Source organism: Pseudomonas sp. ZT5P21 (assembly GCF_054897785.1).
In genome coordinates this window covers 3508239-3530924 of the sequence record NZ_CM142705.1, presented here as the reverse complement: position 1 = coordinate 3530924, position 22686 = coordinate 3508239, and the positions used below count along the sequence as shown (strand labels likewise).

General features: G+C 56.7%; 18 protein-coding genes. 13 read left to right on the top strand and 5 right to left on the bottom strand.

The window, feature by feature from the left end; translation table 11 throughout:
* The first annotated feature begins 174 nt into the window (after nucleotides 1-174).
* The 3 genes from ACYZT9_RS16370 to ligD are packed head-to-tail and all read left to right on the top strand — an operon-like array spanning nucleotide 175 to nucleotide 5169.
* Nucleotides 175-1560, top strand: coding sequence for an iron-containing redox enzyme family protein (locus ACYZT9_RS16370; RefSeq protein WP_462006466.1), 1386 nt, complete (start codon nucleotides 175-177; stop codon nucleotides 1558-1560).
* A 10-nt stretch (nucleotides 1561-1570) separates the two neighbouring features.
* Nucleotides 1571-2563 carry a methyltransferase gene (locus ACYZT9_RS16365; RefSeq protein WP_462006465.1) on the top strand — a complete coding sequence of 331 codons (993 nt, stop codon included), beginning with the start codon at nucleotides 1571-1573 and terminating at the stop codon, nucleotides 2561-2563.
* Nucleotides 2564-2571: 8 nt separating this feature from the next.
* Nucleotides 2572-5169 carry a DNA ligase D gene (gene ligD, locus ACYZT9_RS16360; protein ID WP_462006464.1) on the top strand — a complete coding sequence of 866 codons (2598 nt, stop codon included), beginning with the start codon at nucleotides 2572-2574 and terminating at the stop codon, nucleotides 5167-5169.
* A gap of 62 nt (nucleotides 5170-5231) precedes the next feature.
* On the opposite strand, the gene ACYZT9_RS16355 is transcribed toward ligD, so the two are convergent.
* Together ACYZT9_RS16355 and ACYZT9_RS16350 are read right to left on the bottom strand one after the other, a co-directional pair.
* Nucleotides 5232-5513 (bottom strand): DUF3303 domain-containing protein, encoded by a 282-nt coding sequence (locus tag ACYZT9_RS16355; protein ID WP_462006463.1) that lies wholly within the window; start codon nucleotides 5511-5513, stop codon nucleotides 5232-5234.
* Between the two features lie 202 nt (nucleotides 5514-5715).
* Entirely contained in the window at nucleotides 5716-6117 is a 402-nt protein-coding gene (locus ACYZT9_RS16350; RefSeq protein WP_462006462.1) for a hypothetical protein, read from the bottom strand.
* A 385-nt stretch (nucleotides 6118-6502) separates the two neighbouring features.
* On the opposite strand from ACYZT9_RS16350, the gene ACYZT9_RS16345 reads away from it, so the two are divergent.
* The 5 genes from ACYZT9_RS16345 to ACYZT9_RS16325 all read left to right on the top strand — a co-directional run bounded on the left by ACYZT9_RS16345 (nucleotide 6503) and on the right by ACYZT9_RS16325 (nucleotide 11405).
* Complete coding sequence (locus ACYZT9_RS16345) at nucleotides 6503-7000, top strand: hypothetical protein (protein ID WP_462006461.1); 498 nt, start codon at nucleotides 6503-6505, stop codon at nucleotides 6998-7000.
* Nucleotides 7001-7321: 321 nt separating this feature from the next.
* Entirely contained in the window at nucleotides 7322-7879 is a 558-nt protein-coding gene (locus ACYZT9_RS16340; RefSeq protein WP_462006460.1) for a polysaccharide biosynthesis/export family protein, read from the top strand.
* Between the two features lie 87 nt (nucleotides 7880-7966).
* On the top strand, nucleotides 7967-9022 hold the full coding sequence (locus tag ACYZT9_RS16335; protein WP_462006458.1) for a hypothetical protein: 1056 nt from the start codon (nucleotides 7967-7969) through the stop codon (nucleotides 9020-9022).
* Between the two features lie 20 nt (nucleotides 9023-9042).
* On the top strand, nucleotides 9043-10608 hold the full coding sequence (locus ACYZT9_RS16330; protein WP_462006457.1) for a GumC family protein: 1566 nt from the start codon (nucleotides 9043-9045) through the stop codon (nucleotides 10606-10608).
* Nucleotides 10609-10676: 68 nt separating this feature from the next.
* Nucleotides 10677-11405, top strand: a complete 729-nt coding sequence (locus ACYZT9_RS16325; RefSeq protein WP_462010241.1) for a CpsD/CapB family tyrosine-protein kinase — start codon at nucleotides 10677-10679, stop codon at nucleotides 11403-11405.
* Nucleotides 11406-11447: 42 nt separating this feature from the next.
* On the opposite strand, the gene galE is transcribed toward ACYZT9_RS16325, so the two are convergent.
* From galE to ACYZT9_RS16310, 3 genes are read right to left on the bottom strand one after another with little or no spacing between them, the layout of a single operon-like run.
* A complete protein-coding gene (gene galE / locus ACYZT9_RS16320; protein ID WP_462006456.1) occupies nucleotides 11448-12425 on the bottom strand; it encodes a UDP-glucose 4-epimerase GalE in 978 nt (325 codons plus the stop codon).
* Nucleotides 12426-12471: 46 nt separating this feature from the next.
* A complete protein-coding gene (locus ACYZT9_RS16315) occupies nucleotides 12472-15087 on the bottom strand; it encodes a glycoside hydrolase 5 family protein (RefSeq protein ID WP_462006455.1) in 2616 nt (871 codons plus the stop codon).
* Nucleotides 15088-15091: 4 nt separating this feature from the next.
* The gene (locus ACYZT9_RS16310; protein ID WP_462006454.1) at nucleotides 15092-16618 is read right to left on the bottom strand and encodes an O-antigen ligase family protein; all 1527 of its coding nucleotides are present in this window, start codon (nucleotides 16616-16618) and stop codon (nucleotides 15092-15094) included.
* Between the two features lie 98 nt (nucleotides 16619-16716).
* Between ACYZT9_RS16310 and ACYZT9_RS16305 the strand changes: the two genes are divergently transcribed.
* The 5 genes from ACYZT9_RS16305 (at nucleotide 16717) to ACYZT9_RS16285 (ending at nucleotide 22685) form a co-directional block, all read left to right on the top strand.
* Nucleotides 16717-18093 carry an oligosaccharide flippase family protein gene (locus ACYZT9_RS16305; RefSeq protein WP_462010240.1) on the top strand — a complete coding sequence of 459 codons (1377 nt, stop codon included), beginning with the start codon at nucleotides 16717-16719 and terminating at the stop codon, nucleotides 18091-18093.
* A gap of 228 nt (nucleotides 18094-18321) precedes the next feature.
* The gene (locus tag ACYZT9_RS16300; protein WP_462010239.1) at nucleotides 18322-19764 is read left to right on the top strand and encodes an FAD-dependent oxidoreductase; all 1443 of its coding nucleotides are present in this window, start codon (nucleotides 18322-18324) and stop codon (nucleotides 19762-19764) included.
* Nucleotides 19765-19827: 63 nt separating this feature from the next.
* Nucleotides 19828-20955 carry a glycosyltransferase family 4 protein gene (locus tag ACYZT9_RS16295; protein ID WP_462006453.1) on the top strand — a complete coding sequence of 376 codons (1128 nt, stop codon included), beginning with the start codon at nucleotides 19828-19830 and terminating at the stop codon, nucleotides 20953-20955.
* Nucleotides 20956-21118: 163 nt separating this feature from the next.
* Nucleotides 21119-21736, top strand: coding sequence for an acyltransferase (locus tag ACYZT9_RS16290; protein WP_462006452.1), 618 nt, complete (start codon nucleotides 21119-21121; stop codon nucleotides 21734-21736).
* Nucleotides 21729-22685: a glycosyltransferase family 2 protein gene (locus tag ACYZT9_RS16285; RefSeq protein ID WP_462006451.1), complete on the top strand. Its 957-nt coding sequence runs from the start codon at nucleotides 21729-21731 to the stop codon at nucleotides 22683-22685. Before ACYZT9_RS16290 ends, ACYZT9_RS16285 begins: the two co-directional genes overlap by 8 nt.
* Nucleotide 22686: the final 1 nt, after the last annotated feature.

Here is a 22686-nt window from a genome sequence, read left to right as displayed (position 1 = left end):
GTCCGCACCAGTTGAGTATATTCACTCGAACGCACGCAAGGTGCAGCGTCGCAGGCCCGTTTGTCAGGGCAATTTCAACCCCGATTGAATTTTTCTCCGGGCAAATCGCTCTGCTGATGTAGAGACGCGTTGATTCAGCGTCCTGCCACTGGCCACAGACCGAGAGATGCGCCCATGACTGCCCTGACACGACTCGAATCCCGGCCCGCCCACGAGCACGCCATTACGACTGCCGGCAGCCTGAAACAATGCTATGAACAGTTGCTGCTGGGCGACGATGCCGAGCAACGCCGCGCGCTCGGCAAAACCTTCCTTGATGCGCAACTGCAACGAGCGGCAGACCTGTCTGAAGAGCTGCCGGAGGATGTATCGGCGTTGCAAACCTTCGTCGAACAGCACAGCACTGAAGTGGCGCGCCAATACGCTGACTATCTGAGTGCCCGCAAGGAAGGTGGGGCCCGGCAGTACTTCAGCAACAAGGCGCACGCGCTGTTCTTCCTGCAAGCCGTCAGCCCGACCAAACTGGTGGACGGTGCCTGGTTGTACGGCCTGCTGCAGCACTGGCGCGACCCGCGTTTCGAGGGGCTGATCTGCACCTATCTGGAAGAGTTGGGCGACGGTAACCCGGCACAAAATCACGTGGTGATTTACCGCAAGCTTCTCGCCGAGCTAGGTTTGCAGGACACCGGTGTAATCGCCGATGAGCATTACCTGCAAGGCGCGATTCAACTGGCACTGGGCGAATGCGCCGACGCGTTTTTGCCAGAGGTGATCGGCTACAACCTAGGTTACGAACAACTGCCGCTGCACTTGCTGATCAGTGCGTACGAGCTCAGCGAACTGGGCATCGATCCGTATTATTTCACCCTGCATGTGACCATCGACAACGCCAGCACCGGGCACGCGCAAAAAGCCGTGCAGGCGGTGCTGCAACTGTTGCCGATCGAAGGTGATCGCGAGGACTTCTTACGCAGGGTCGCCCTGGGTTATCGCCTCAATGACCTGGGGCAGGGCAGTTGCGCGATCATCGAGTCATTCGACCTTTACGCTGAAGTATTGAACATGCTGGAGCGCAAACGCCCGTTCGGCCAGCACATGCATTCCGACTACTGTCGGTTCGAAGGCAAGACCGTCAATCAATGGCTGTCCTCGCCGGAGCAGTTGCCGGGCTTTCTCGCTGCCCTGGAAACCAAGGGCTGGATCAAACGTCACCAGGATCCGCAGCAAAGCCGCTTCTGGCAATTGATCGAGGGTGACGGCGCGGCGATGTTCGGTGTGTTCAGCCCTTATGAAAAGCAACTGTTGAGCGACTGGATCTCGGGTGACTGGACACCGGAGCGTTCAACGCCAGCGGCTCGCCGCTTCAGCAGTGGTGCAATCGAACCGCCGTTACCCGCCAGCGACCCGGATATCCAGAGCCTGCAAGCCGCCCTGGAAGAATTGCCGGCTAGCGAGCAGATGCAGGTGTTGATTCCGTGGCTGTCCGCCCATCGACACGCCCATCCTGCCGGCCTGATGGCCACGCGGCGGTTCATTGAACTCAAATCCAGCCTTCGCTAGGGAGCACGGCATGAATCAGGAAGAACAACTGGGTGCCGCGGATCTGGCCTTGCTGCAGTTGGGGCGCCGCTTGCAGGCGGATGGTTACCGCTTCATCACGCCAACGCCTCTGACCCATCAGCGGGTCAATGACCGCTCATTCGGGCAAAGCGCCCGAACCCTTCGCGAGGTGTTCGGCTGGTCGCGGCCGTTCGAGCCAGGCCTGCTATCAGCGGACGAACAGCGTCAGCTGCAACAGGCGGGCGTTCTCGAAGAGAGCAATGGACGGCTGAAAAGCCACGTACGCTGGTCCAGCCTCGATGACCTGCTGTTCGTGCATTCGGGTTTCCCCACGGAGGCGGCTGACGCGGTGTTCTTCGGCCCGGACACCTACCGTTTTGCCCGGTTGATTCACGCCCATCTGCAACAGAGCTTCGCGCCGGTCAGACGCGCCGTGGACATCGGCTGCGGCGCGGGTGTCGGTGCCATCGTGATTGCTCGCGCACGCCGTGAAGCCGAGGTGCTGGCGGTCGACATCAACCCGGCTGCGTTACGCCTGACGGCCGTCAACGCTGCGCTTGCCGAAGTGGCCAACGTCAGCATCGAGGCCAGTGATGTGCTGCAGGATGTCGATGGCAGCTTCGATTTGATCGTCGCCAACCCGCCCTACATGGCTGATCCGGCCGAGCGTGCCTATCGCCACGGCGGCGGGGCGTTCGGCGCGCAATTGTCGGTGCGCATTGTCGGGCAGGCACTGAACCGACTCACCCCCGGCGGTTCGCTGGTGCTGTACACCGGCGTGGCGATGATCGATGGCTGCGATCCGTTTCTGGACGCGCTGGCGCCGTACCTGGATTCGGCGCGCTTCGGCTGGACCTATGAAGAAATCGATCCCGACGTGTTCGGCGAAGAACTGTTGACGCCCGGCTATCAGCGGGTGGAGCGAATTGCAGTGGTCGCGCTGATCGTTACGCGGATCGCTCCGGGCCTTGGGGGACGTGTTGAATCAGCTGGAAGTGAGTGAAGTCAGCCATGAACAAGAATCTGGACGACTACAACCGCATGCGCGACTTTTCGGCGACCGCTGAACCGGCCGCCAAACCTTCGGGCAAGAAAGCCGCGAAAGATCACGCCTTGCAGTTCTGCATCCAGAAGCATGACGCCTCGCGCCTGCATTATGACTTTCGTCTTGAACTCGATGGCGCGCTGAAGAGTTGGGCGGTGCCGAAAGGCCCATCGCTGGACCCTAAGGTCAAGCGCCTGGCGGTGCATGTCGAGGATCATCCGATTGATTATGCGACCTTCGAGGGCAGCATTCCCGAAGGGCATTACGGCGCCGGTGATGTGATTGTCTGGGACCGTGGCGTGTGGATTCCACAGGAAGATCCGGCCAAGGCCTACGCCAAGGGCAAGCTCAAGTTCGAACTGCAAGGCGAGAAGCTCGGCGGCCTGTGGAACCTGGTGCGCACGCACATGCCGGGCAAGCAGGAACAGTGGTTCCTGATCAAGCATCAGGACAGCGCGGCCAAACCCGAATGCGATTACGACGTCGTTTCGGCCGAGCCGGACAGCGTGATCAGTGACCGGACCATCGTTGCGAAAAAATCAAAAGCGACGGACAAACCCAAGCCCATCAAGAAACCGGCGCGCAAAGTCGCGGCTAAACGACAGTCGGCGCAACTGACCGGTGCGCACAAAGCGAAACTGCCGGACCTGATCAAACCCGAACTGGCGACACTGGTCGAAAAAGCGCCGGGCGGGGAGTGGAGCTACGAGATCAAATTCGACGGTTACCGGATCATGGCCCGGATCGATCATGGCGAAGTCAGACTCTTCACTCGCAATGGTCACGACTGGACCCACAAACTGCCAAAACAAGTTGAGGCGCTGGCCTCGCTGCAACTGGAATCAGCCTGGCTTGACGGTGAGATGGTGGTCGCCAACGAGCAGGGTGTTCCGGACTTTCAAGCGCTGCAAAACGCTTTTGACTCGGGTCGCAGCGGCAACATTCTTTATTACCTCTTCGACATGCCTTACCTCAACGGCGTAGACCTGCGCGAGGTGCCGGTCGAAGAGCGACGGGTCGCGCTGGCGACGGTGCTCAAACCAAACGAAGATCCGTTATTGCGGTTCTCCGACGCGTTCGCCGAAGAACCCGACGCCCTGCTCAACACCGCCTGCCAGATGCAGATGGAAGGGCTGATTGGCAAACGTCTGGGCTCGCCTTACGTGTCGCGACGCAGCAGCGACTGGATCAAACTCAAGTGCAAGCACCGCCAAGAGTTTGTAGTGGTCGGCTACACCGATCCGAAAGGTTCGCGCAATGCGTTTGGCGCGTTGCTGCTGGGCCTGCATGACCGGGACAGCGCAGAGCTGCGTTATGCCGGCAAGGTCGGCACCGGCTTCAACGAGACGACGCTTAAAAGCATTTACGAACAACTGAAACCGTTGCAGACCAGGAAGCCGTCGGTGGTCAATCCACCCACCGGTTTTGACGCCAAAGGTGTGCACTGGCTCAAACCGACTCTGCTGGCTGAAATAGCCTTCGCGGAAATGACCAAGGAAGGCTCGGTGCGCCATGCCGTGTTCCATGGCCTGCGCGACGACAAACCGGCCGAAGACATCACCGAGGAGCTTCCCAAAGTGGTGAACAAAAGAACTTCAGAGAAACCTGCCGCCAGTAAAACGGCCGCTAGTAAAAAGAGCAGCGCGGAAAAAGCCGCGACGGCACCTTCGCAGCTCGGTCTGGGCGAAGGCAAGGTGCGGATCACGCACCCGGACCGGGTTATCGATGCCAGCAGCGGCACCACCAAAGTGCAACTGGCGGAGTATTACGCCTGTGTCGCTGAATGGATTCTGCCAGAACTGAAAGACCGTCCAGTGGCGTTGGTTCGTGCGCCGGACGGCATTGCCGGTGAACTGTTTTTCCAGAAAAACGCCGAGCGACTGGCCATTCCAGAGATCACCACCCTCGACAAGGAGCTTACCGGCCAGCCGATCATGATCATCAACAGCGCCGATGCACTGATCGGGGCTGTGCAGATGAGCACCGTGGAGCTGCACACCTGGAACGCCACCTCGGACAACCTCGACAAGCCCGACCGCTTTATTCTCGACCTCGACCCGGACCCGTCGCTGCCGTGGAAAAGCATGGTCGAGGCCACTCAACTGACGCTGTCTGTGCTGGATGAACTGGGGCTCAAGGCGTTTCTGAAGACCAGCGGCGGCAAAGGCATTCACCTCGTGGTGCCGCTGACCCGCAAGCTGGGCTGGGATGAAGTGAAGGAGTTCAGCCACGCCATCGTCAGCCACATGGCCAAACTGCTGCCGGAGCGGTTTTCCGCGGTGTCGGGTCCGAAGAACCGGGTGGGGCGGATCTTCATCGACTACCTGCGTAACGGCCTCGGCGCCACGACGATCTGTGCTTACGCCGCGCGCACACGCGAAGGGCTGCCGGTGTCGGTGCCGATTTTTCGCGAGGAGGTGGCCGAACTCAAGGGCGGCAATCAATGGAACGTTCACAATGTGCATGAACGTCTGGCCGAAGTCGGGAACGAACCTTGGGCTGATCTGAAGAAAACGAAACAGGCAATCACCGCCCAGATGCGACGGCGCGTAGGCATGAAGTAATAGCGGTGAAAACGCTGACATCACAGGCATCGGGCGGCGAGCTGTACTCGCCGCCTCGACGTTTATTGCTTGCCGACAGCCGCTGCCAGCAGCGGCCCCGCCTGCTCATCTGTCAGCGCTGCATGGACGTGCATCTCCATCAGATCATTCCATTGCAGGACCCACTTCTGAATCTGTACGACATCATCGGTCTCTGCGATACCAAAACCGGTCGAACCACCCACGGCATGCCAGCGCCCCAGCATCTTTACGCCTGGGGGCGGTGCTCCTTTGGTCTCGAGGAAACGCTTGATCACGTTATTACGGTTTTCCGAGCAGATCGACCAACTGACCATGAATAACATTTGCCACCTCCTGTTGCGGATGGGCGCCTGTTGTTTTTCGCGCGCCGTGCTGGCGCCGTGACCACGGCCACGCCTGTTTCCCGTTTCATCCTGACGGGCTCGAAACCCTTTCTCCCATGAGAAGGCATAGCAGGGCGCGGAGATTCGCGTACGACCGCTGATCCTCTTTCGTCGATTCGGAATTGTTTAGGGCGTTTTTCCGTCAGGCGTCGCGCAACAGGTCGTTGGCGTTGAGCAGTTCGTAGGCGATCTCTGGACGTTTCTCGAGCCCGCGGCGAATCGCAGCCGGGATCGCCTGACGGGTTTTGCGGCACAGCCCCGGCAATTCGCCGATGGAGATGGCGATGCCGCGCATGGTGCGTACCTCGTTGAAACCGGGGGCGATTTCCATGCGGATACCCAGTTGCTCGTACATCCGCTGCTGCAGTCGTTCGAGGTCGCTCAGGCTCTGGAGGTTTTCCAGCCGTTCGATCAGGCGCTTTTCCTCGATTTTGGTCAGAAACAGGATGCGCAGGTCCGCGCCCGGTGTTTCCAGCAGCGGTTCACGCTCGCAGATGCAGGCACCGGGCGGGCAGGGTTGGCGGATCGGCAGCGAGGTCGTCATAGGATTCAATCATAGAGCGCCCCGGGATTGTTTGCCCATAGGGTGGTGGGCGCTGTTTTCCGATGTTCGCCAGTAGTAAAAAGCTGCGGGAAGAGTTGCTGGTTTTTTGTCGTCGGCAGTTGGCCAGGGGAGGCAAAAAAACGGTTAGGGCCTGTAAACAGGATCGCTGACGTCGCTATCCAAGGCGTTTCATGGAGATAGAGCGCGCGGTCTGGATAGGCGTTTTATGTCGTTTATTTGACGTCATTCTCTGCGAATTTTTATTTTTATTTAATGTGGTGACGGACCATTGACGTAATGGCGATGTGCTTATAGGCTCAATTAGCCGGGTCACAAAACCATCATTCGATGACTGAATAAAAAACCTGTGCAGGGAGGCGGCATCATGCGCTCAACACGTCTCGTCAGATACGTCTTGTTTTTGATGTTCTCGCAGGGTGCAGCGTTTTCCAGCGCGCAGGCGAGCAGTTTGGCCTATGAAATTAGTCGCATAGGTAGTTCTTGCGAAGAAGCTCGGTCGCAACATGGCAAAGCCTCTGAAGATCAGGGCGGTGCACCCTCTACGGTCGGAAGCAGTGCGGGTTCATCTGCCTCCATCGACGAACGTTACTTGCAAAATACCCCGGCAGCCCAACTTGGCAACCTGATTCAATCAGCTTCTGGAGCAGTGGCTGCCGTCAATACTTCTGCCTGTGACGGTTTAATGGCGGAAGTTACCATTGATAACTCTGTAGTTGATCCGGACGCCCAGAATAAAGTCTTGGGTGCGGTAACGAACACTGATGCTCATCAACCCATTGCCGTTCCGCTATCGGCGGCAGCCTGGCTGTTTTCGTCGGCTTTGCTAGGATTCATCGTGGTCGCCAATCGGCGGAAGGTGTAAGGAATGTTGTTGTTTTTGCATGCGCTAACACGTATAGCAAAAACCTGTTAGGCGAGTGTCGCTGAATAAGGAAGTGCTATTAATTTGGCGGACAGACATCGGGGGCGGTATGTTTAACATTAAGTTGTTGTTAACTAAAAATCTTCCCGCATCAGAGACTACACAACGGGCCACCGAGACGCCCGGTAGACCAAAATGGGCAGCCCGCAAGCTCGGGAAATTGCTCTTTGAACCTTCCATTGAAATGAAAGCGAGCGGGCGTGATTTGCCTCGGCTTTTATGTGAAACTCATTTCAAGGCTGTTTAAGCGGAGGGATCCCGATGTTACGTATCTTGCTACCTGTAGTCTGCGCGCTGGTTGTTTGGCCTGGCGTTTCGAGTGCCGCGGAAGGTGATGCAGCTTACCGGTTGAGTCCGGGCGATAAGCTCAATGTTTCTGTCTGGGGCGAAGAGAAGCTCCTGCGAGACGTGATCGTTCTTCCTAATGGAAGTATCACTTTCCCGCTGGCAGGGCAGGTCGATGTGGCGGGTCTCGATACCACCGAAGTCGAAGAGAAAATTGCCGCCAAGCTTGTAAAGTTCATACCTGATCCGCAGGTGAGCGTGGTTGTCACGGGCACCGATGGCAATCTCGTGTACGTGCAAGGCAAAGTGCTGAAGCCCGGCAGTGTCCATCTGTCAGGTAAAACTACAGTGCTACAGGTGTTGAGCCAGGCGGGCGGGCTGGACAAATTCGCCGACACGGATGACATCAAGGTCGTGCGACTCACTGGCACCACCCAACAGATCCTTCGCGTCGACTACAGCCAGTTGATGTCCGGGGATGACATGTCCACCAATTTTCTACTCAAGGCCGGCGATACGCTGGTGGTGCCTTAGCCTGTGCGCAATACATTGGGGAATATAGTGTTTACGCTGCGAACCACCGGGATTGCGACGGCAATTTTCATTCTGCCGTGCTCCGGTATGGCCTACGCTGCCAGTTGGCAATCGGCTATTGCGGTGCCTTCGACGGTCGAGTACGACAGCAACCCTACGCTAATTGGCAACGGCGAGAAGGGTGTGACCCGTACCATCATCGCTCCTGATTACAGCCTCGTGGGTACTTCTGGACCGGATGAATTCAGGTTCGGTCTCGGCGTGTACGTCGTGCGCTCGTCTGATACATCAATCGTCTCGGATCGTGAAGATCCACGACTGAGATTGGGGTGGCAGCGCGAGACCGAAACAGGCGCTTTTGGGCTCACGGCAAGGTATGAAGAAAGCTCCACGCTTTCCTCGACGGTCCTGGAAACCGGCGTAGTTGCCCCTGATGCCACCCAAAAGCTGGCATCGCTGGGCGCCAACTGGCGGATAGCCCTGAGTGAGCGCAGTGCTCTGCTTAACGAGATTGACTACAACCATGTCACTTACGACATCGATACGCTGACTGACTATGACGAGTTGTCGAACCGCTTGAGCTATACCTATGCATGGAGCGAGCGTGTGGAGCTATTCACGCGTTTGGGCGTGAAGCGTTATGAGCCCGAAGAAGGATCTACACTGGCTTCCTCGAACAGCTACACCCCCGATATTGGCATGAACTACCAATTATCCGAGCGGCTCAGGGGTTCGGTATACGTGGGCGCCAATGAAGTCTCCGGCTCTGACGGTGGTCCGAGTGCTCAGGGCGGTTTTACCCTGAACTACACCGGTGAACGTGTGGATACGGGCATCGACGCCGGTCGTACCACTCTCGCCAGCGGGGACGGTGGGTTTGTCGAGGTCGACAGCGTGAGGGGTACTTGGAGTTATGCCATCGATGAGACCCGGCGCACCGGTTTTGAAGGCTCCTGGCAAGACACGAAAGGCCAGACGCCAAATACCCTGCGAAATTACGGTGCCTGGTTTAGTCAGGAACTCTCGCCTTTTTGGATTGCGCGCCTATCCTACACATACAAACAACGCCAGCAAGATGACTTGCCGGATGCAACTGCAAACATAGTCGGGCTTACACTGACTTATAGTTATCCCGGTCTCTGAAATTCTCTTGTGTGAGAAATATGGCCTCTGAATACGAAATGTCGGTCAACGACTACATTGCTATCGTCAAGCACCATGCGCTGCTGTTGATCGTGAGTGCCATGGTCATTCTCGGCGTGTGCGTGGCGGTCGCAATCTCTCTCCCGCCTACTTTCGAGTCCTCCGGCACGATTCTCATCGAGTCTCAGCAGGTCTCACCTGACCTGGTCGCGGTGAACAACAGCACCTATGCCGATGAGCGCATCGAAGTCATTCGCCAGCGTGTGATGACCCGTGAGAATCTGGCAGCGATCATCGATAAATACGATTTGTTCGCTGCGCAAGGCCGGCAGTTGAGCGTTTCCGATAAGATCGAGGAGATGCGCAATGCGATTGCAGTCACCCTGGTCAGCGCTGCGATCAAGGGGCGCGGGGAAGTGACGATTGCATTTCGTCTTTCCTTTGAGCACCGCCAGCCAGAGATTGCCAACAAAGTAGCCAACGAGCTGGTGACGCTGTTCCTGAATGAAAACATCAGACAGCGCACCGAGCGCGCCAATGAAAACACAGAGTTCGCAAAGCAGGAGGCAGACAAGCTCGAGGCTGCCCTGAATGCCCAGGATAATCTCGTGGCGGACTACAAGCAGAAGCACAGTGACGCGCTGCCCGAGCATCAGGAGTTGCGCATGAACATGTTGACGCGCGCCGAAACCGAGCTCAAGGAGGTTGACCGTGACTACAAGGCTGCTCGTGAGGAATTGCGCTTCAACGAGTTGGAGCTTGTCGCTGCCAATGCTGGCATAGCGACCAAGCCTGGCGTGGTGGGTGCAGCCGCTGACAAGCCGCAGGATCTGGGCAGCCTTAAGGCGGAGTACGCCCGTTTGCAGACGCTGTATACCGAAGCCCACCCCGATGTGCGTGCAGTGAAGCGCAAGATTGCGGCACTTAAGGCGAACAAGGCGGTGGCGGGAAGTGCGGCAGTCCCTGTCAACATGGATGTAGCGAAGGCCCAGGCGCAGATCGCCGCGACCGAGGCACGTATCAAGTCACTGGCCGATCAGAAGCAGCAGACGCTCAGGAAAATAGCCGAATACGAAGCGCAGATTATTGAAACACCACAAGTCGAGCGCGGCCTGATCACTTTGATGCGCGACCATGAAAACGCCAAAAAGAAGTATGAGGAGATGCGCGCCAAGGAGATGAGTGCGAGGATTTCCGAAAGCCTGGAACAGGAAAACAAAGCGGAGCGTTTTGTTCTCCTGGAATCGCCGATGATGCCTGAAAAGCCGGTACGGCCGAACCGTAAAAAGGTGGTTGCCATGGGCTTCGTGCTTGCCCCGGTCGGCGCTGGCGCACTGGTAATGCTTCTCGAAATGATGAGTTCGCGTGTGCGCGGTGCTGAAGCCCTGGCCAGTGTGCTTGGCAGACGCGTACTGGTTTCCATTCCTTACATTCACACAAAGGCCGAACTGGCGCGCCGCAGGAAGTTGCGAACGCGGTTGATCCTCTGTGGAGTCGTGCTATTCGTGCTCCTTCTGGTGCTCGTGCACTTCCTCTACATGCCTCTGGATCTTCTGGCGTTCAAAGCGCTGGGCCGGTTCGCATAAGGAATACAGCCATGGAAACAATCAAGCCTGATACCGAAAACAACGAGCCACAGACCTCGTCAAAAGCCATGACACCCACCGCGAAGTCAGGTCTGAATGCGCTCAGTTATGTGCAAACCAAGGTTGTACCGTTGCGTCCGGACCATCTCGAGCGCAACCGCATTGTGGCGTACAACAAGAATTCGAACATGGGCGGCGCCTTCGATCTGCTGCGCACGCAAGTTCTGAAGGCCATGGAAGAAAATGGCTGGCGCACGCTTGCCATCACCTCGCCGACGCCGGAGGCGGGCAAGACGGTGTTGGCGATCAACCTGGCAATGAGTATCGCGCATCACACTACCAAGACGGCGTTGCTGGTCGACTTCGACTTGCGTCGGCCAAAGGTGGGCGCGTATCTGGGGCTGCCGATGGACAAATCACTCAACGAATACCTTACAGATGAAGCTGAACTGCAAGAGGTACTGGTCAATCCGACCTTGCCGCGCTTTGTGGTCCTGCCGACGCGTAAGCCAATTCCGCTCTCCACCGAGGTGTTGTCATCGCCCAAGGTCAGTCATTTGATTGCCGACCTGCGCGACCGCTACAGCTCGCGCATCGTGATTGCCGACTTGCCGCCCTTGTTGAGCTCCGATGATGCGATCAACGTCCTGCCCAAGTTCGACTGTGTCCTGCTCGTAGTCGCCAACGGCTTGAACAGCAAGAAAGAGATCGAGGAAAGCCTGTATCTGCTTGGCGCGACCAATTTGATTGGCACGGTGCTGAACAAGGCCGAACCCCAAAACCGCACCTACTACTAGAGCAGCTTCCTCAGGTTGTCGGTGCTATTGCTAGCGCCGACTTCAATGCCAAGGGTGTTTCTTTTCCCAACTCCAGGCGTGCTTCACGATCTGTTCGAGTGAGGCAAATTGTGGTCGCCAGCCCAGTAACGAGTACGCCCGTTCAGGGTCGGCCACAAGGCGTGGGGGATCACCCGCACGGCGCGGCGCGTCACACACAGAGATAGGCTGACCGGTCACCCGGCGTGCGGTCTCGATCACTTCCTGCACTGAAAAACCCTGGCCATTGCCGAGGTTGAACGCCGTGCTTGCACCACCGGCCAACAGATAATCCACGGCCAGTGCATGAGCGGTCACCAGATCGACAACGTGGACGTAGTCGCGAATACACGTGCCGTCGGGCGTGTCGTAATCGCGGCCGTAGACGGTGATGCTCGCGCGCCGACCGGAGGCCGCTTGCAGGATCAGTGGCAGCAGATGGGTTTCCGGTTCATGGCGTTCACCCAACTGTCCTTCCGGGTCTGCTCCGGCAGCGTTGAAGTAACGCAGGCAGACGGATTTCAGTCCGTAGGCGCGATCGAAATCTTCAAGCATCTGTTCCACCATCCACTTGCTGCGACCATATGGATTGATCGCCGCCTTGGGATGTTCTTCGTCGATGGGGACATACACCGGATCGCCATAGACAGCGGCCGTCGAGGAGAAAATGAAGTGCTTGATGTCGGCGCGAACCATGGCTTGTAGCAGCGTCAGGGTGGCGGCCAGATTGTTCTGGTAGTACTTGGCCGGCTCGGTAACGGATTCGCCGACCTGTATGAATGAGGCAAAGTGGAACACCGCATCAAAGTGCTGAGTGGCAAACAAGGCATCCAGGGCTTGCGCGTCGGCGATGTCCAGTTCGACCAGCTTCCCGCCCGTCAAGGCGCTGCGGTAGCCCGTGGAAAAATTGTCGGCGACCACTACATCGTGACCGGCGCGCAGCAGCTGTTTAACCATGTGCGAGCCGATGTAGCCTGCACCGCCAACCACCAGAAAATTCATCCTGTCCTCCTGGAAAACTGTCGCTGTGCAAACGCAGATTGTACCGTCAGCGAGTGGCACTCTTTCTTAAGAACAACCAATTGGAAGCCTGCAGGTCGTCGAACTTGATCGTATAACGGCCATCAAGGTAGGTAGCCGGCAGCTTCTTCATTTGTGCAAGGGTGCCGTGGGTGAACAGTGTCAAACCCGGCGGCGCCTGGATAGCCAGCGTGCCTGCAATAGGCTCCACATGAAAAGGCGTTTTTTCGTCTTCTTTGGGGATGGCGCGGGTGCCCAGCGAAATCATCAGATCCTGCGATTGGCCGATCGGTGTGTCGTTCAGACTTTGCACCACCACGCTCGCATTAGGGGTCTTCACTTGAACCTGAACGTTGCCGAGGCTGATCGCCTCGCCGCCGATCCATCCCGTTGCTGCCTGGGTGCGCGGCGTATTGATGGTGTAGATGCCTTGTTTCCAGTTGCGTTTCAGTTCACCGGTATCGGTCGTGGCCTCGCTGGCATTGGCGTCCAGCAGCGACTGGTCAGGGTCATGAAACACCTGCGCATTGCTGGCGCTGGCGCCCGTCTGTAACCAGGGCAATTCCGGCGTTTGAGGCATGGCGATTTGCAGCTTGCCTTTCTCCCTGGCGGTGCGCAGCAGAGCAGAATTGGCCGGTGTGATGGATTGGTTGAACAGGGTTGCTGACGTCGGCGCGAAGACATAAGTCGTGCTGGCTTCGCTGACGTCGGCGCGGCGATAAAGCAGGGCGGCGGCCGGGAGCGTGGCCAGGGTTGCAGGGTCGTTATAGGCGTTCCAGTTGCCGCCCGTCATCCATCCTCCGGAAAGTGGTTCCTGGCTGTAGGCATATTGCATCAGCGCATCCCAGCCTTGATGACTGGCGGTGCCGGCTACATAGAGAGGCAGCGAGTGGCGGTCGGGTGTCGGGAAGGGCTCACTGTTCCACTCGGTGACGGTCAGGGGCTTGCCTGTGACCTGCCCTGCGGCAATCCAGTCGACGATGCCGGCGCTGCTGAGCGGGTTTTTCTCCAACTGCCCGGAGCCTCCGTAGCTATGCGTGTCGATGACGTCGCCGGAAGTAAGAGCGGGCAGGGAGCTAAGGCCATCGCCGCCCCAACTGCTTGTCGTGGCGATGGGGACTTTCACGCCCACATCACGCAGGTGCTTGATCATGTCTACGTCGAAACGTCGCTCCAAATCATTGAGGAACAGTTTGGAGGGGCCATGCTCCCAGGAACGCCAGGTTTTGCTTGCGGGCAGGTTGTGCTGGTTGGCAAACGCCTCGGCTTCGGCCATGTAGATCTTGCTGTGTTTTGGAACGTTCTTGTCTGGTAGCAAGGCATTGCCGAAGTGATGGGTGACGTCGTTTTCGTTGGTAATCAGTACCGCCGCGATCGCCGGATCGTCTTTGTAGGCTAGTCCGGTATAGGAATTTACGTGGGTCAGATAGGCGGCGGCAAAGCGCTTCATCGCCTGCTGAATGGTGATATTCACATAGGCATAGCCCTTGAGATCGGCGCTGTTGGCGCTGTTTTTCGGCATCTCTTCGAAGCCATAAATATTGTCTTTTTCAGTCAAGGCGCGTTCGACGTGCAGATCGAGCCATACGTAAATGCCCTCGTCTTTCAGGCACTTTATCCACCAGTCGATTTTCTTCAGTGATTCCGGGCTGGGCTGTTGGGTGTCATGAGGGAGGGCAGGGTCGCCAAAAATATTGGGGCTGACCCATGGAGAATCATGGTGGTGCAGGCGCACGAGATTGAAACCGAGTGCCGACAGGCGTTTGGCCTGCAGCTTGATGTCATCGTCCGGCGTGCGGAACAGTGCATAAGCGGACATGTTAGTACCCCAAAAGCGCGCCGGGGTGTTGTCTGCGAACAGTAACTGCTCGCCGGACGCTTTGACGAAGCCGCGTTTGCCGGCAGGTTTTTCATTGGCGTTCAGGAAGGACAGATCGACCGGGGAGGTTTTCCAGTCGAGCTTGTCACTCGGCCAGCTCTTCGGGTCGACCATGCCGAAGCGCTCGGTAGTCGTGGGGCCCAGTGCCACATCGCCGGATAGGGTCAAGGTAGCTTTGATATTCTGACGGCCGGGCTTGATCGTGTTCTTGTAGAAAAAAGCGCGCACTTCAGATTTATCACCCGGTTCAAAGTACACACCCGCCAGCGCAGGCTCGAAACGCATCTCAATTTGTCGCCCTTGCGCATTTCCCCAGGACCAGCCTGTGTTGCCAGGAAGCAAAACCGGCTCGCCCATTTCTCCCGAGAAAAGGGCCGGGTCGAAATTGAAGACGACCCCCCCACCCATCACGCCGGGCTTCGTGCTGTGTGCCTCGAGGGCAAAATCCCAGGTTATTTTCTGCTCGCCTTCCTTCTGGATTTTTGCAGTCAGGTCGAAATCCAGCGTTTTGTTCTGGCCTGCGAGCGAGTAACTGTAGGGGGCGTTTGTCTTGAACTCCGTTGGAAAATACGTCCAGCCCCAATTGCTCCCAAAGAAGACGAATGAAGAAGCAACGACGGGGCTACCGCCACGCACCAGCACTGGCAGACCGCTTTTATCATCGACGCTGGCGACCCAGTCAGACGCCCAGGTGCTAAACGGCCAAAGAACAAAAGGCAACATAATCGGAATCAGCAAACGGGTGCGGCGAAAAAAACTGGCCATGGGGTTACCGGAGTTGGAGGTGGGCACTCGCAGTGACTGAATTGGAGGTATGTTTAAGGCTGCGGGCCATCTGAGCATAGGCGACGCCCAGTCCGGCGACTGACCAGTACACCACGGGGATCACCGTGATGCTGCTGACGGTGACGATGGTCACCAGAATTCCGGCCAGTGTCGCGAGGAGTGCGCGTCCCAGTCGACGCGCTTCATCGTCTTTGTTGGGGAACGTACGCATCGCCTTGCGGATACCGAACAGAACAGTGCCGAAAAAAGCCACGAAAATCGTCAATCCAATCAGTCCGGACGAAAGTGCTATGCCGATATAGGTGTTGACGATATCGATGATCCCCTCGCCCTGAATCATGGCCTGCATTTCTGGAGTGTTACGGAAATCAACGGAGCCGAGCCAAGGGTTGCGCTGGATCACGATCAATGAGTTATCAATCAAGCGCTGGCGATAGGTTATGTTCTCGACTTCTACCGTGCCGATGAACGGTAGCAGGTCCAGCACTTTTTGCCCGCCCGGCACGATGGGCAGCAGGGGGAGGGCAAGCACTGCGGCGAGCGCCAACAGCATCAGGCGTTTGATCGCGCTCCGGCCGGTGGCGACGAACACCATGAGCATGCTGGCTGCGCCGATCCACGGGCCGCGCGACAGCGGTGCAAACAGACCGCCGGCGAGCAGCAGTGCACCCAGAAGGCGCTGGAATTTACTGCGCACACCTTCTTGCAAAAACAGGTAAAAACCGATGGCCACGCTGATCACCATTCCCAGCGCAATGGCCTGGCCGGTGGTGACACTGGCACGTAGCAAGCCACCCCGGTTCAAGTAGCTGGACATTTCCCAGTGCATGCCCATGGCGCTGATCAGCCCATTGTAGAGCAGCCAGCTGCGGGAAAATTCGAAGAGTCCGATAAGCGACATCACCATGGCCGCGAGGACAAAAGCCAGCAGGGCGTCCTTAAAGTCGCTGAGGTTTTTCAGTGCCCGGCTGGCGACGTAGTAAGGCAGAAAAATGTCGGTGAACAGGTAGAGCGATTGGCGCAACGTGTCGGTGACGGTGGTTTCGCGCAGTAAAAGCAGGCTGGTCAGTATCAGGTACGCGGCGAGCAGTTTGTCCGGCCAGGTCCGCCCGAACGCACGCGTATCTGCTCGCCCGCGCAGAACGAAAAAAGCCGGCAGCAAGACGCACAAGGACAGCAGGCGAACATAGTTGAGGTCGATAAAATAATTGATCAGACCGAAGCCTGGCACCTGCGCCGAGGCCGGCGGGACCAGAAACAGCAGAATAAAAAACAGGGCCGCGGGATTGTGCTCGCGCTTTCTTGCGACACTCAACACCACGACTGTCACGGCCACATACACCCAGAAGCTGTGCGAGACAAAGGCCAGAATGGTCAGCACGAACCACAGATTACGCCGACGGGTGAAGTCGTTGTAAGGGATCAGGTCTCGTGCAGCTCGGCGTGCCATGGCGAAAACAACGCCGGCAAGAACCAGGATGACGACTAACGCGCGAAAGTGCTCAGGCATGGGTTGTCAGGCTTATTGGTGGGTGAATGACAGGTACTAGTGGAATGGCAAATTGCGACTATAGTACCTTTCGTGTCGTTGAGTCCGGGGTTGTTGTGATGCCGCCAGCTGATTTGTTGCCATCGTTGAGCCTGCGCAGGCGAGCGATATCCGCCGGTGCATGGAATCTGGGGGCGCTGGTGACGTCTCAAGCCATTCGTTTGGGTGGCAACCTGATCATGGCTCGGCTGCTGATGCCGGAAATGTTTGGCATCATGGTCATCGCCACCACCGTTTCGGTGGTGCTTCATCTGCTTTCCGATGTCGGCTTGCGCCAAAACATCGTTCAGAGCCCGCGGGGTGACGATCCGGCGTTTCTCAATACCGTGTGGACGGTACAGATCATCCGCGGCTTTATCCTTTTTGCCTCGACATTGCTGATCGCAGGCTTTGCCTGGTTCGCTCAAGTTATCAATGTGTGGTCGGCCCATTCCACTTATGCAGCACCGGAGTTGCCACTGGTGCTGGCCTTCACTGGTTTTTCCGCGCTCATCTATGGTTTCCAGTCGACCAAAGTCGACGTGGCAGTTCGCGACTTCCAGCAGAAAAAAGTCGTGCTCGCCGAGTTCGTGTCCCAGCTTTTCGGCCTGCTGCTAATGTTGGTCATCGGTTATTTCACCCGGTCTATCTGGTCGCTGGTGGGGGCCGGCCTGGCCTCGGCTTTGGTCATGACACTTCTGGGTCATGTCTGGTTTGCGGGGTCGCCTAACCGTCTGCACTGGGATCGTTCGGCGCTCCGGGAGGTGATGGTCTTCGGGCGCTGGATGCTGTTGTCTTCGGCCGTGGGCGTACTGGCCATGAACGGTGATCGTATCTGGTTCGGCGGCAGCATGTCGGCCACGGAACTGGGTGTCTACTCCATTGCCGTGCTGATTTTGGGCGCTCTTCAACAGGGCATGCAAAGGTTGGTCGGGGCCGTGGCCCTGCCGGCCTTCAGTGAGGCCGCACGAACCAATGACACCGCACGGCTCCACGCTTTGTATTACCGCTTCAAGTTGATGTTCGATCTGGCCTCGCTGTTTCTTTGCGGGCTGTTCTGGACCGGCAGTCCACTGCTCATCAGCCTCTTGTACGACGAGCGTTATGCCGATGCGGGCAACATGCTGGCGATTCTTTCACTGTCCTTTTTCACGTATCGCTTCGTCGTGGCGCATCAAGCCTGGCTGGCCTTGGGACTTACGAAGTACCAAGCCATGGATAACATTATTCGTGTCGTCTCGTTATGGGTGTTACTGCCACTTCTGCTGGCGATTGGCGGCGTGGAATATGCGATTTGGGGTGTCGCCCTGCATGCCGTTCCTACGCTGGTCCTGGTGGTGTATGTCAATTGCAAGGTGGGTTTGTTCGACATCAAGCGTGAACTGATAGTGCTGCCGATGGTGCTGGTAGGGGTGTTGTGCGGGGAATTAGTGTTGGGACTTGCTAACGGGTTTTGACTTTAATGTCGGGGAGCTTTAAATCATGCACGAACTTGATTTGAATACTTCTAATATGGGCCGCAGGGTCTTTCTCGAGGCGTTTGCCCTGTTGAGTCTCGGGGGGCTCATAGCTGGATTTTCAGAAGCCGTTGCGCGGCCTTCTGTTGTTAAATCCGTCGATAAGTCGGCGTACGTTGTGATCAACGGATGGGTGCTGCCTGCCCGGCATTTTCGGCCAACGCCAGCATGATCAAAGACTACCAAACGCACAAAGAACTCCGCGACTTTTATGACGTCTGCATCATCGGCGCAGGGCCCGCCGGCATTACGCTGGCCTTGCGTTTGGCCGGCAACGGCAGGCGCGTGCTGCTTCTTGAGGGCGGGGGACACGAGTATTCGCAGAACTCGCAAAGCCTCTACCAGTGCCCATCGACAGGTCTCGAGGTCTACGCAGAGGGAACACGCCTGCGCTATCTTGGCGGGACTTCCAATCACTGGGCCGGTCGCTGCCGTCCCTTTGAACCGTCCGACTTCACCGTGGGCCCTCCTGTGCACTTGCCCGGTTGGCCCATCGCGTTTCCCGAGATGGAGCGTCATTTACCGCAGGCCATGGCTATTTTGGATCTGTCACCGGACTCCGGATTCAAGACGACCAATGCTTCTTTGGACGGTGCCGAGTTTAACGCTGATCGTTTCCTGCTCAGTCCGCCGACGCGTTTTGCACAGAAATATGCCAAGGAGCTCAATGAGACTGAGGGGCTTGATGTCTTCATCAACTGCAACTGCGTCGATTTTGAATTCGACAGCAAGACCGGCCGCATAGCGACGATAGTCGTCTCGGACTACGAGTTGCACCGAGAACGAGTGGCGGCAAAACAGTTCATTCTGGCGACAGGCGCAATCGAGAATGCCAGGCAACTGCTCAACAGTGAGTCGCTGGCAGCGGGCGGCATCGTGAGCAAGGATGGTTTGGTCGGCAGGTGTTTCATGGAGCATCTGAATGTTGAGCTCGGCACCTTCATCCTCCGAGAGGGGCAGGAAACGGATGCTCGCCAGTACTTCACGACCGATGCATTCGTGATGGAGTATGGGTCGGGAAAAGGAAACGTGAGTGCCTCACTGCTAGCTGAAGTGCGAGCCTATGGACGAACAGCTGCCATCAAGAGTTTTTTCGAGAATCTCGTTTGCGAGGTAGGCTGGGAGAAAAAAATTGAATTCATTACCCGGTTCGATTGCCCTGGGGATGGCGTAATCGGCACGTTGATCGAGCAGTTTCCCAACCCCGCTAGCCGCGTTTCGTTGCTCGCAGAGCGCGATGCATTAGGGATGCGCAAGGCAACGGTGCATTGGGAACTGGGCCCGGCAGACCGCAATACCGTCAAATGCATAGGGCTGGAAATGGCCAAGTGTTTTGCCGAAACGGGACTGGGTTTAGTCAGGTTGGAAGAGTGCGTTTATGACGTGTCCGTGCCACTGAAGCTCAACCCCCATGCTCACCACATGGGGACCACGCGGATGGCGACGGCGCCGGAATTTGGGGTGGTCGACGAAAACTGCAAGGTATTTGGTGTCGAGAATCTTCATGTTGCGGGGAGTAGTGTTTTTGCTACCGGCGGCGCCTCTAATCCCACCATGCCTCTTTTGCAGCTTGCTCTCAGGTTGGCTGAGCATTTGAATAATATAAGTTAGTGTGTCGGATCGGATTTGAATAGGTCGCCTCTGATTTTCAGGGGGGGGATTGGAGTGGTTCTAATGAAAGTGACGTTTGTATTATCTGTGGCGAGCCTGTCTGGCGGGATTCGCACCGTTGCGATTTACGCCAAGGCATTGGCTGAAAGGGGGCATGAGGTGAAACTGGTTTCCCAGCCTATGCCTTCTCTTTCGCTGCGCAAGAAGATAAAGAGTTTCGTCACGGGAAAGGGCTGGCCGCCAATCCCGACAATTCCATCGCATTTAGACGGTCTTGGCCTTGATCACCGGATGATAGACAAATACAGGCCAATGGTGGAATCGGATATTCCAGATGCTGATGTTGTCATTGCAACGTGGTGGGAAACGGCTGAGTGGGTCAATGCTCTGAGTCCGGCCAAGGGTGTAAAAATGTATTTTATACAGGGGCATGAAGTGTTTCCGTTCTGCCCGGTGGATAGGGTTGTGGCAACGTACAAAATGCCTTTGCATAAAATAATCATTTCGAAGTGGTTGGCAGATTTAATGCGCGTGGAGTATGGCGATGCTGATGTTGCCCTGGTGGAAAACAGTGTTGATCATCAGCAGTTTTTCGCCGCGCCGAGGGGGAAACAGCCTCGGCCAACAATCGGAATTTTGTACCATGAAACACCGTTAAAGGGGGTCGATGTTGCGCTTCAGGTGATTTCTTCGCTCGAAGAAAAATTTCCCACGCTTCGAGTTATCGCCTTCGGGAGTTTCCCTCCTACGGGTGCTTACACGTTCCCCAAGAATCTTGAGTTTTATCTGTCTCCTGACCAGGATTCTATTCGTGATTTTTATTCGCAATGTGATGTATGGCTCACCGCAAGCCGGAGTGAAGGCTTCAATCTGACGGCGATGGAAGCAATGGCGTGCAGGACGCCAGTCGTTTCAACGCGTACTGGCTGGCCTGTAGAGGCGATAGTTAATTTCAAAAACGGTGTACTCACCGATATTGATGACTTTGATGGCTTGGCTCGTGGGGTTGAATACCTTTTGACGCTAGACGATTTGGAGTGGCGCGCGGTTTCGGAGATGGCTTATCAAACCGTAGCCTCAAGTACTTGGGAGAGCTCTGCACAATTATTTGAGACTACCCTCGCCGATGCTTTTGCGAAGAGTCGTGGGAGCAGCAGTTCGCCAGTGGGGGTTGCCGGGCACACGCAGTGAGCATCAGGCCCTTGGTGGGCCATTAGTCCTGAGTGGAAGCATTTGTAGATTATCGGCGTGTCGGATTTCAGGGAGGAGGCTACGCTAAAGGTCGCGGTAAGCAAGAATCAGGGTGGACCTGACCTTGGCACAGACGTCTATTTGAATTTTCGAGGCTGACAGGATGATTAGTCTACTTAAGCGCGCTATTGCTCACTACGCCAAAACGACAGGACGTGGAACCTCGCTCTACAAAAAGCTTTGTAAACCAAACGGTTATGAATGGGCTGAGCATCTGGCGCGATGGGGGGGGCTGCATTCCATCGGTAAAGGCGTATGGATCAATCTCGGTTGCAACATCACCGACCCTTCGATGCTTCGATGTGGGAACAACGTAGGTTTATCCGATTGCACAATATTCGGCCACGATGGCAGCGTCGCGTTATTTAATGCGCGTGATGGACTGAAACTCGATTCTGTCGGCCCCGTCGATATCCGTGATAATTCCTTTATTGGCCATGGCGCTATAGTCATGCCGCGCGTCACGATTGGCCCGGATTCACTTGTGGCCGCTGGCGCGGTTGTACTGAGAGACGTTCCGCCCGGGGTGGTGGTCGGGGGTAATCCAGCCAGAGTTATCTGTACGATGGAAACGCTGTTGAAGAATATCGAGGAGCGTAGCGCCACTTATCCGTGGATTGACCTGATTCGACAGCGCGAGGGGGTGTATGACCCGGAACTTGAACCGAAGCTGCAAGCAATGAGGTCGGCTTATTTTTTTGGCGAACAACCCAATGGTTAGTGCTCCCCTTGATGTGTTGGTCGTTAATTACAATACCGCAGGTCTGTTGCAGCCCATGTTCAACGCGTTGCGCCAGCCGAACGGTGCGGATCAAGCGCGCTATTTGGTAGTGGACAATGCCTCCGCCGATAATTCGTTGGAGTGTCTGGCAACTGTTTGTCCGCAAGCGTTGTTGCTGGCCAATGAAGATAATGTCGGCTTTGGTCGTGCCAACAATCAATTGGTCGAACACTTGCAGGGCAAGTACGCGTTGCTCCTGAATACCGATGCCTTCGTGGCCGCAGACACCCTGAAAAAAACCCTCGACTACATGGAGGCGCAGCCGGATTGCGGTGTTCTCGGCGTCCGGCTGGTCGGGCGAGACGGGGATTTGCAACCGTCCTGTCGCTATTTTCCGACGCCGTTGAATATCTTTCTTTCACGCACCGGACTAGAACGTTTATTCCCGGTGGTAAAGAGAGTCGATGACATGGAGTGGGATCATGCCTCGGTTCGTGAATGTGACTGGGTGCCAGGCTGCTATTACCTGATTCGCCGAGAAGTTATCGACCAGGTTGGCTTGTTCGATCCGCGCTACTTCCTTTATTACGAGGAAATAGACCACTGCAAACGCGTCAAGCAGGCCGGTTGGAAGGTGGTGTATTACCCGTATACCACCGTGGTGCATATCGGCGGTGAGAGTGCCAAATCAGTTGACCAGCTCAATGCAGTCAGTCGGCAGATACCAAAGATGCAAATCGAAAGTGAGCTGTTGTATTTCCGCAAGCATCACGGCTTGACGGGTTTGGTCTTCCACATGCTACTGGTGGTGCTGGGTGACCTGATTCTGGCACTCAAGGCATTACTGAAGGGCCGCGGTCGTGCTGCCATTGGCGCATGCTGGCAACATACTCGCGCGACCTGGGCGCTGCTGCGTGATACCCAATTCGCTACCCAACCCACACGGTAGA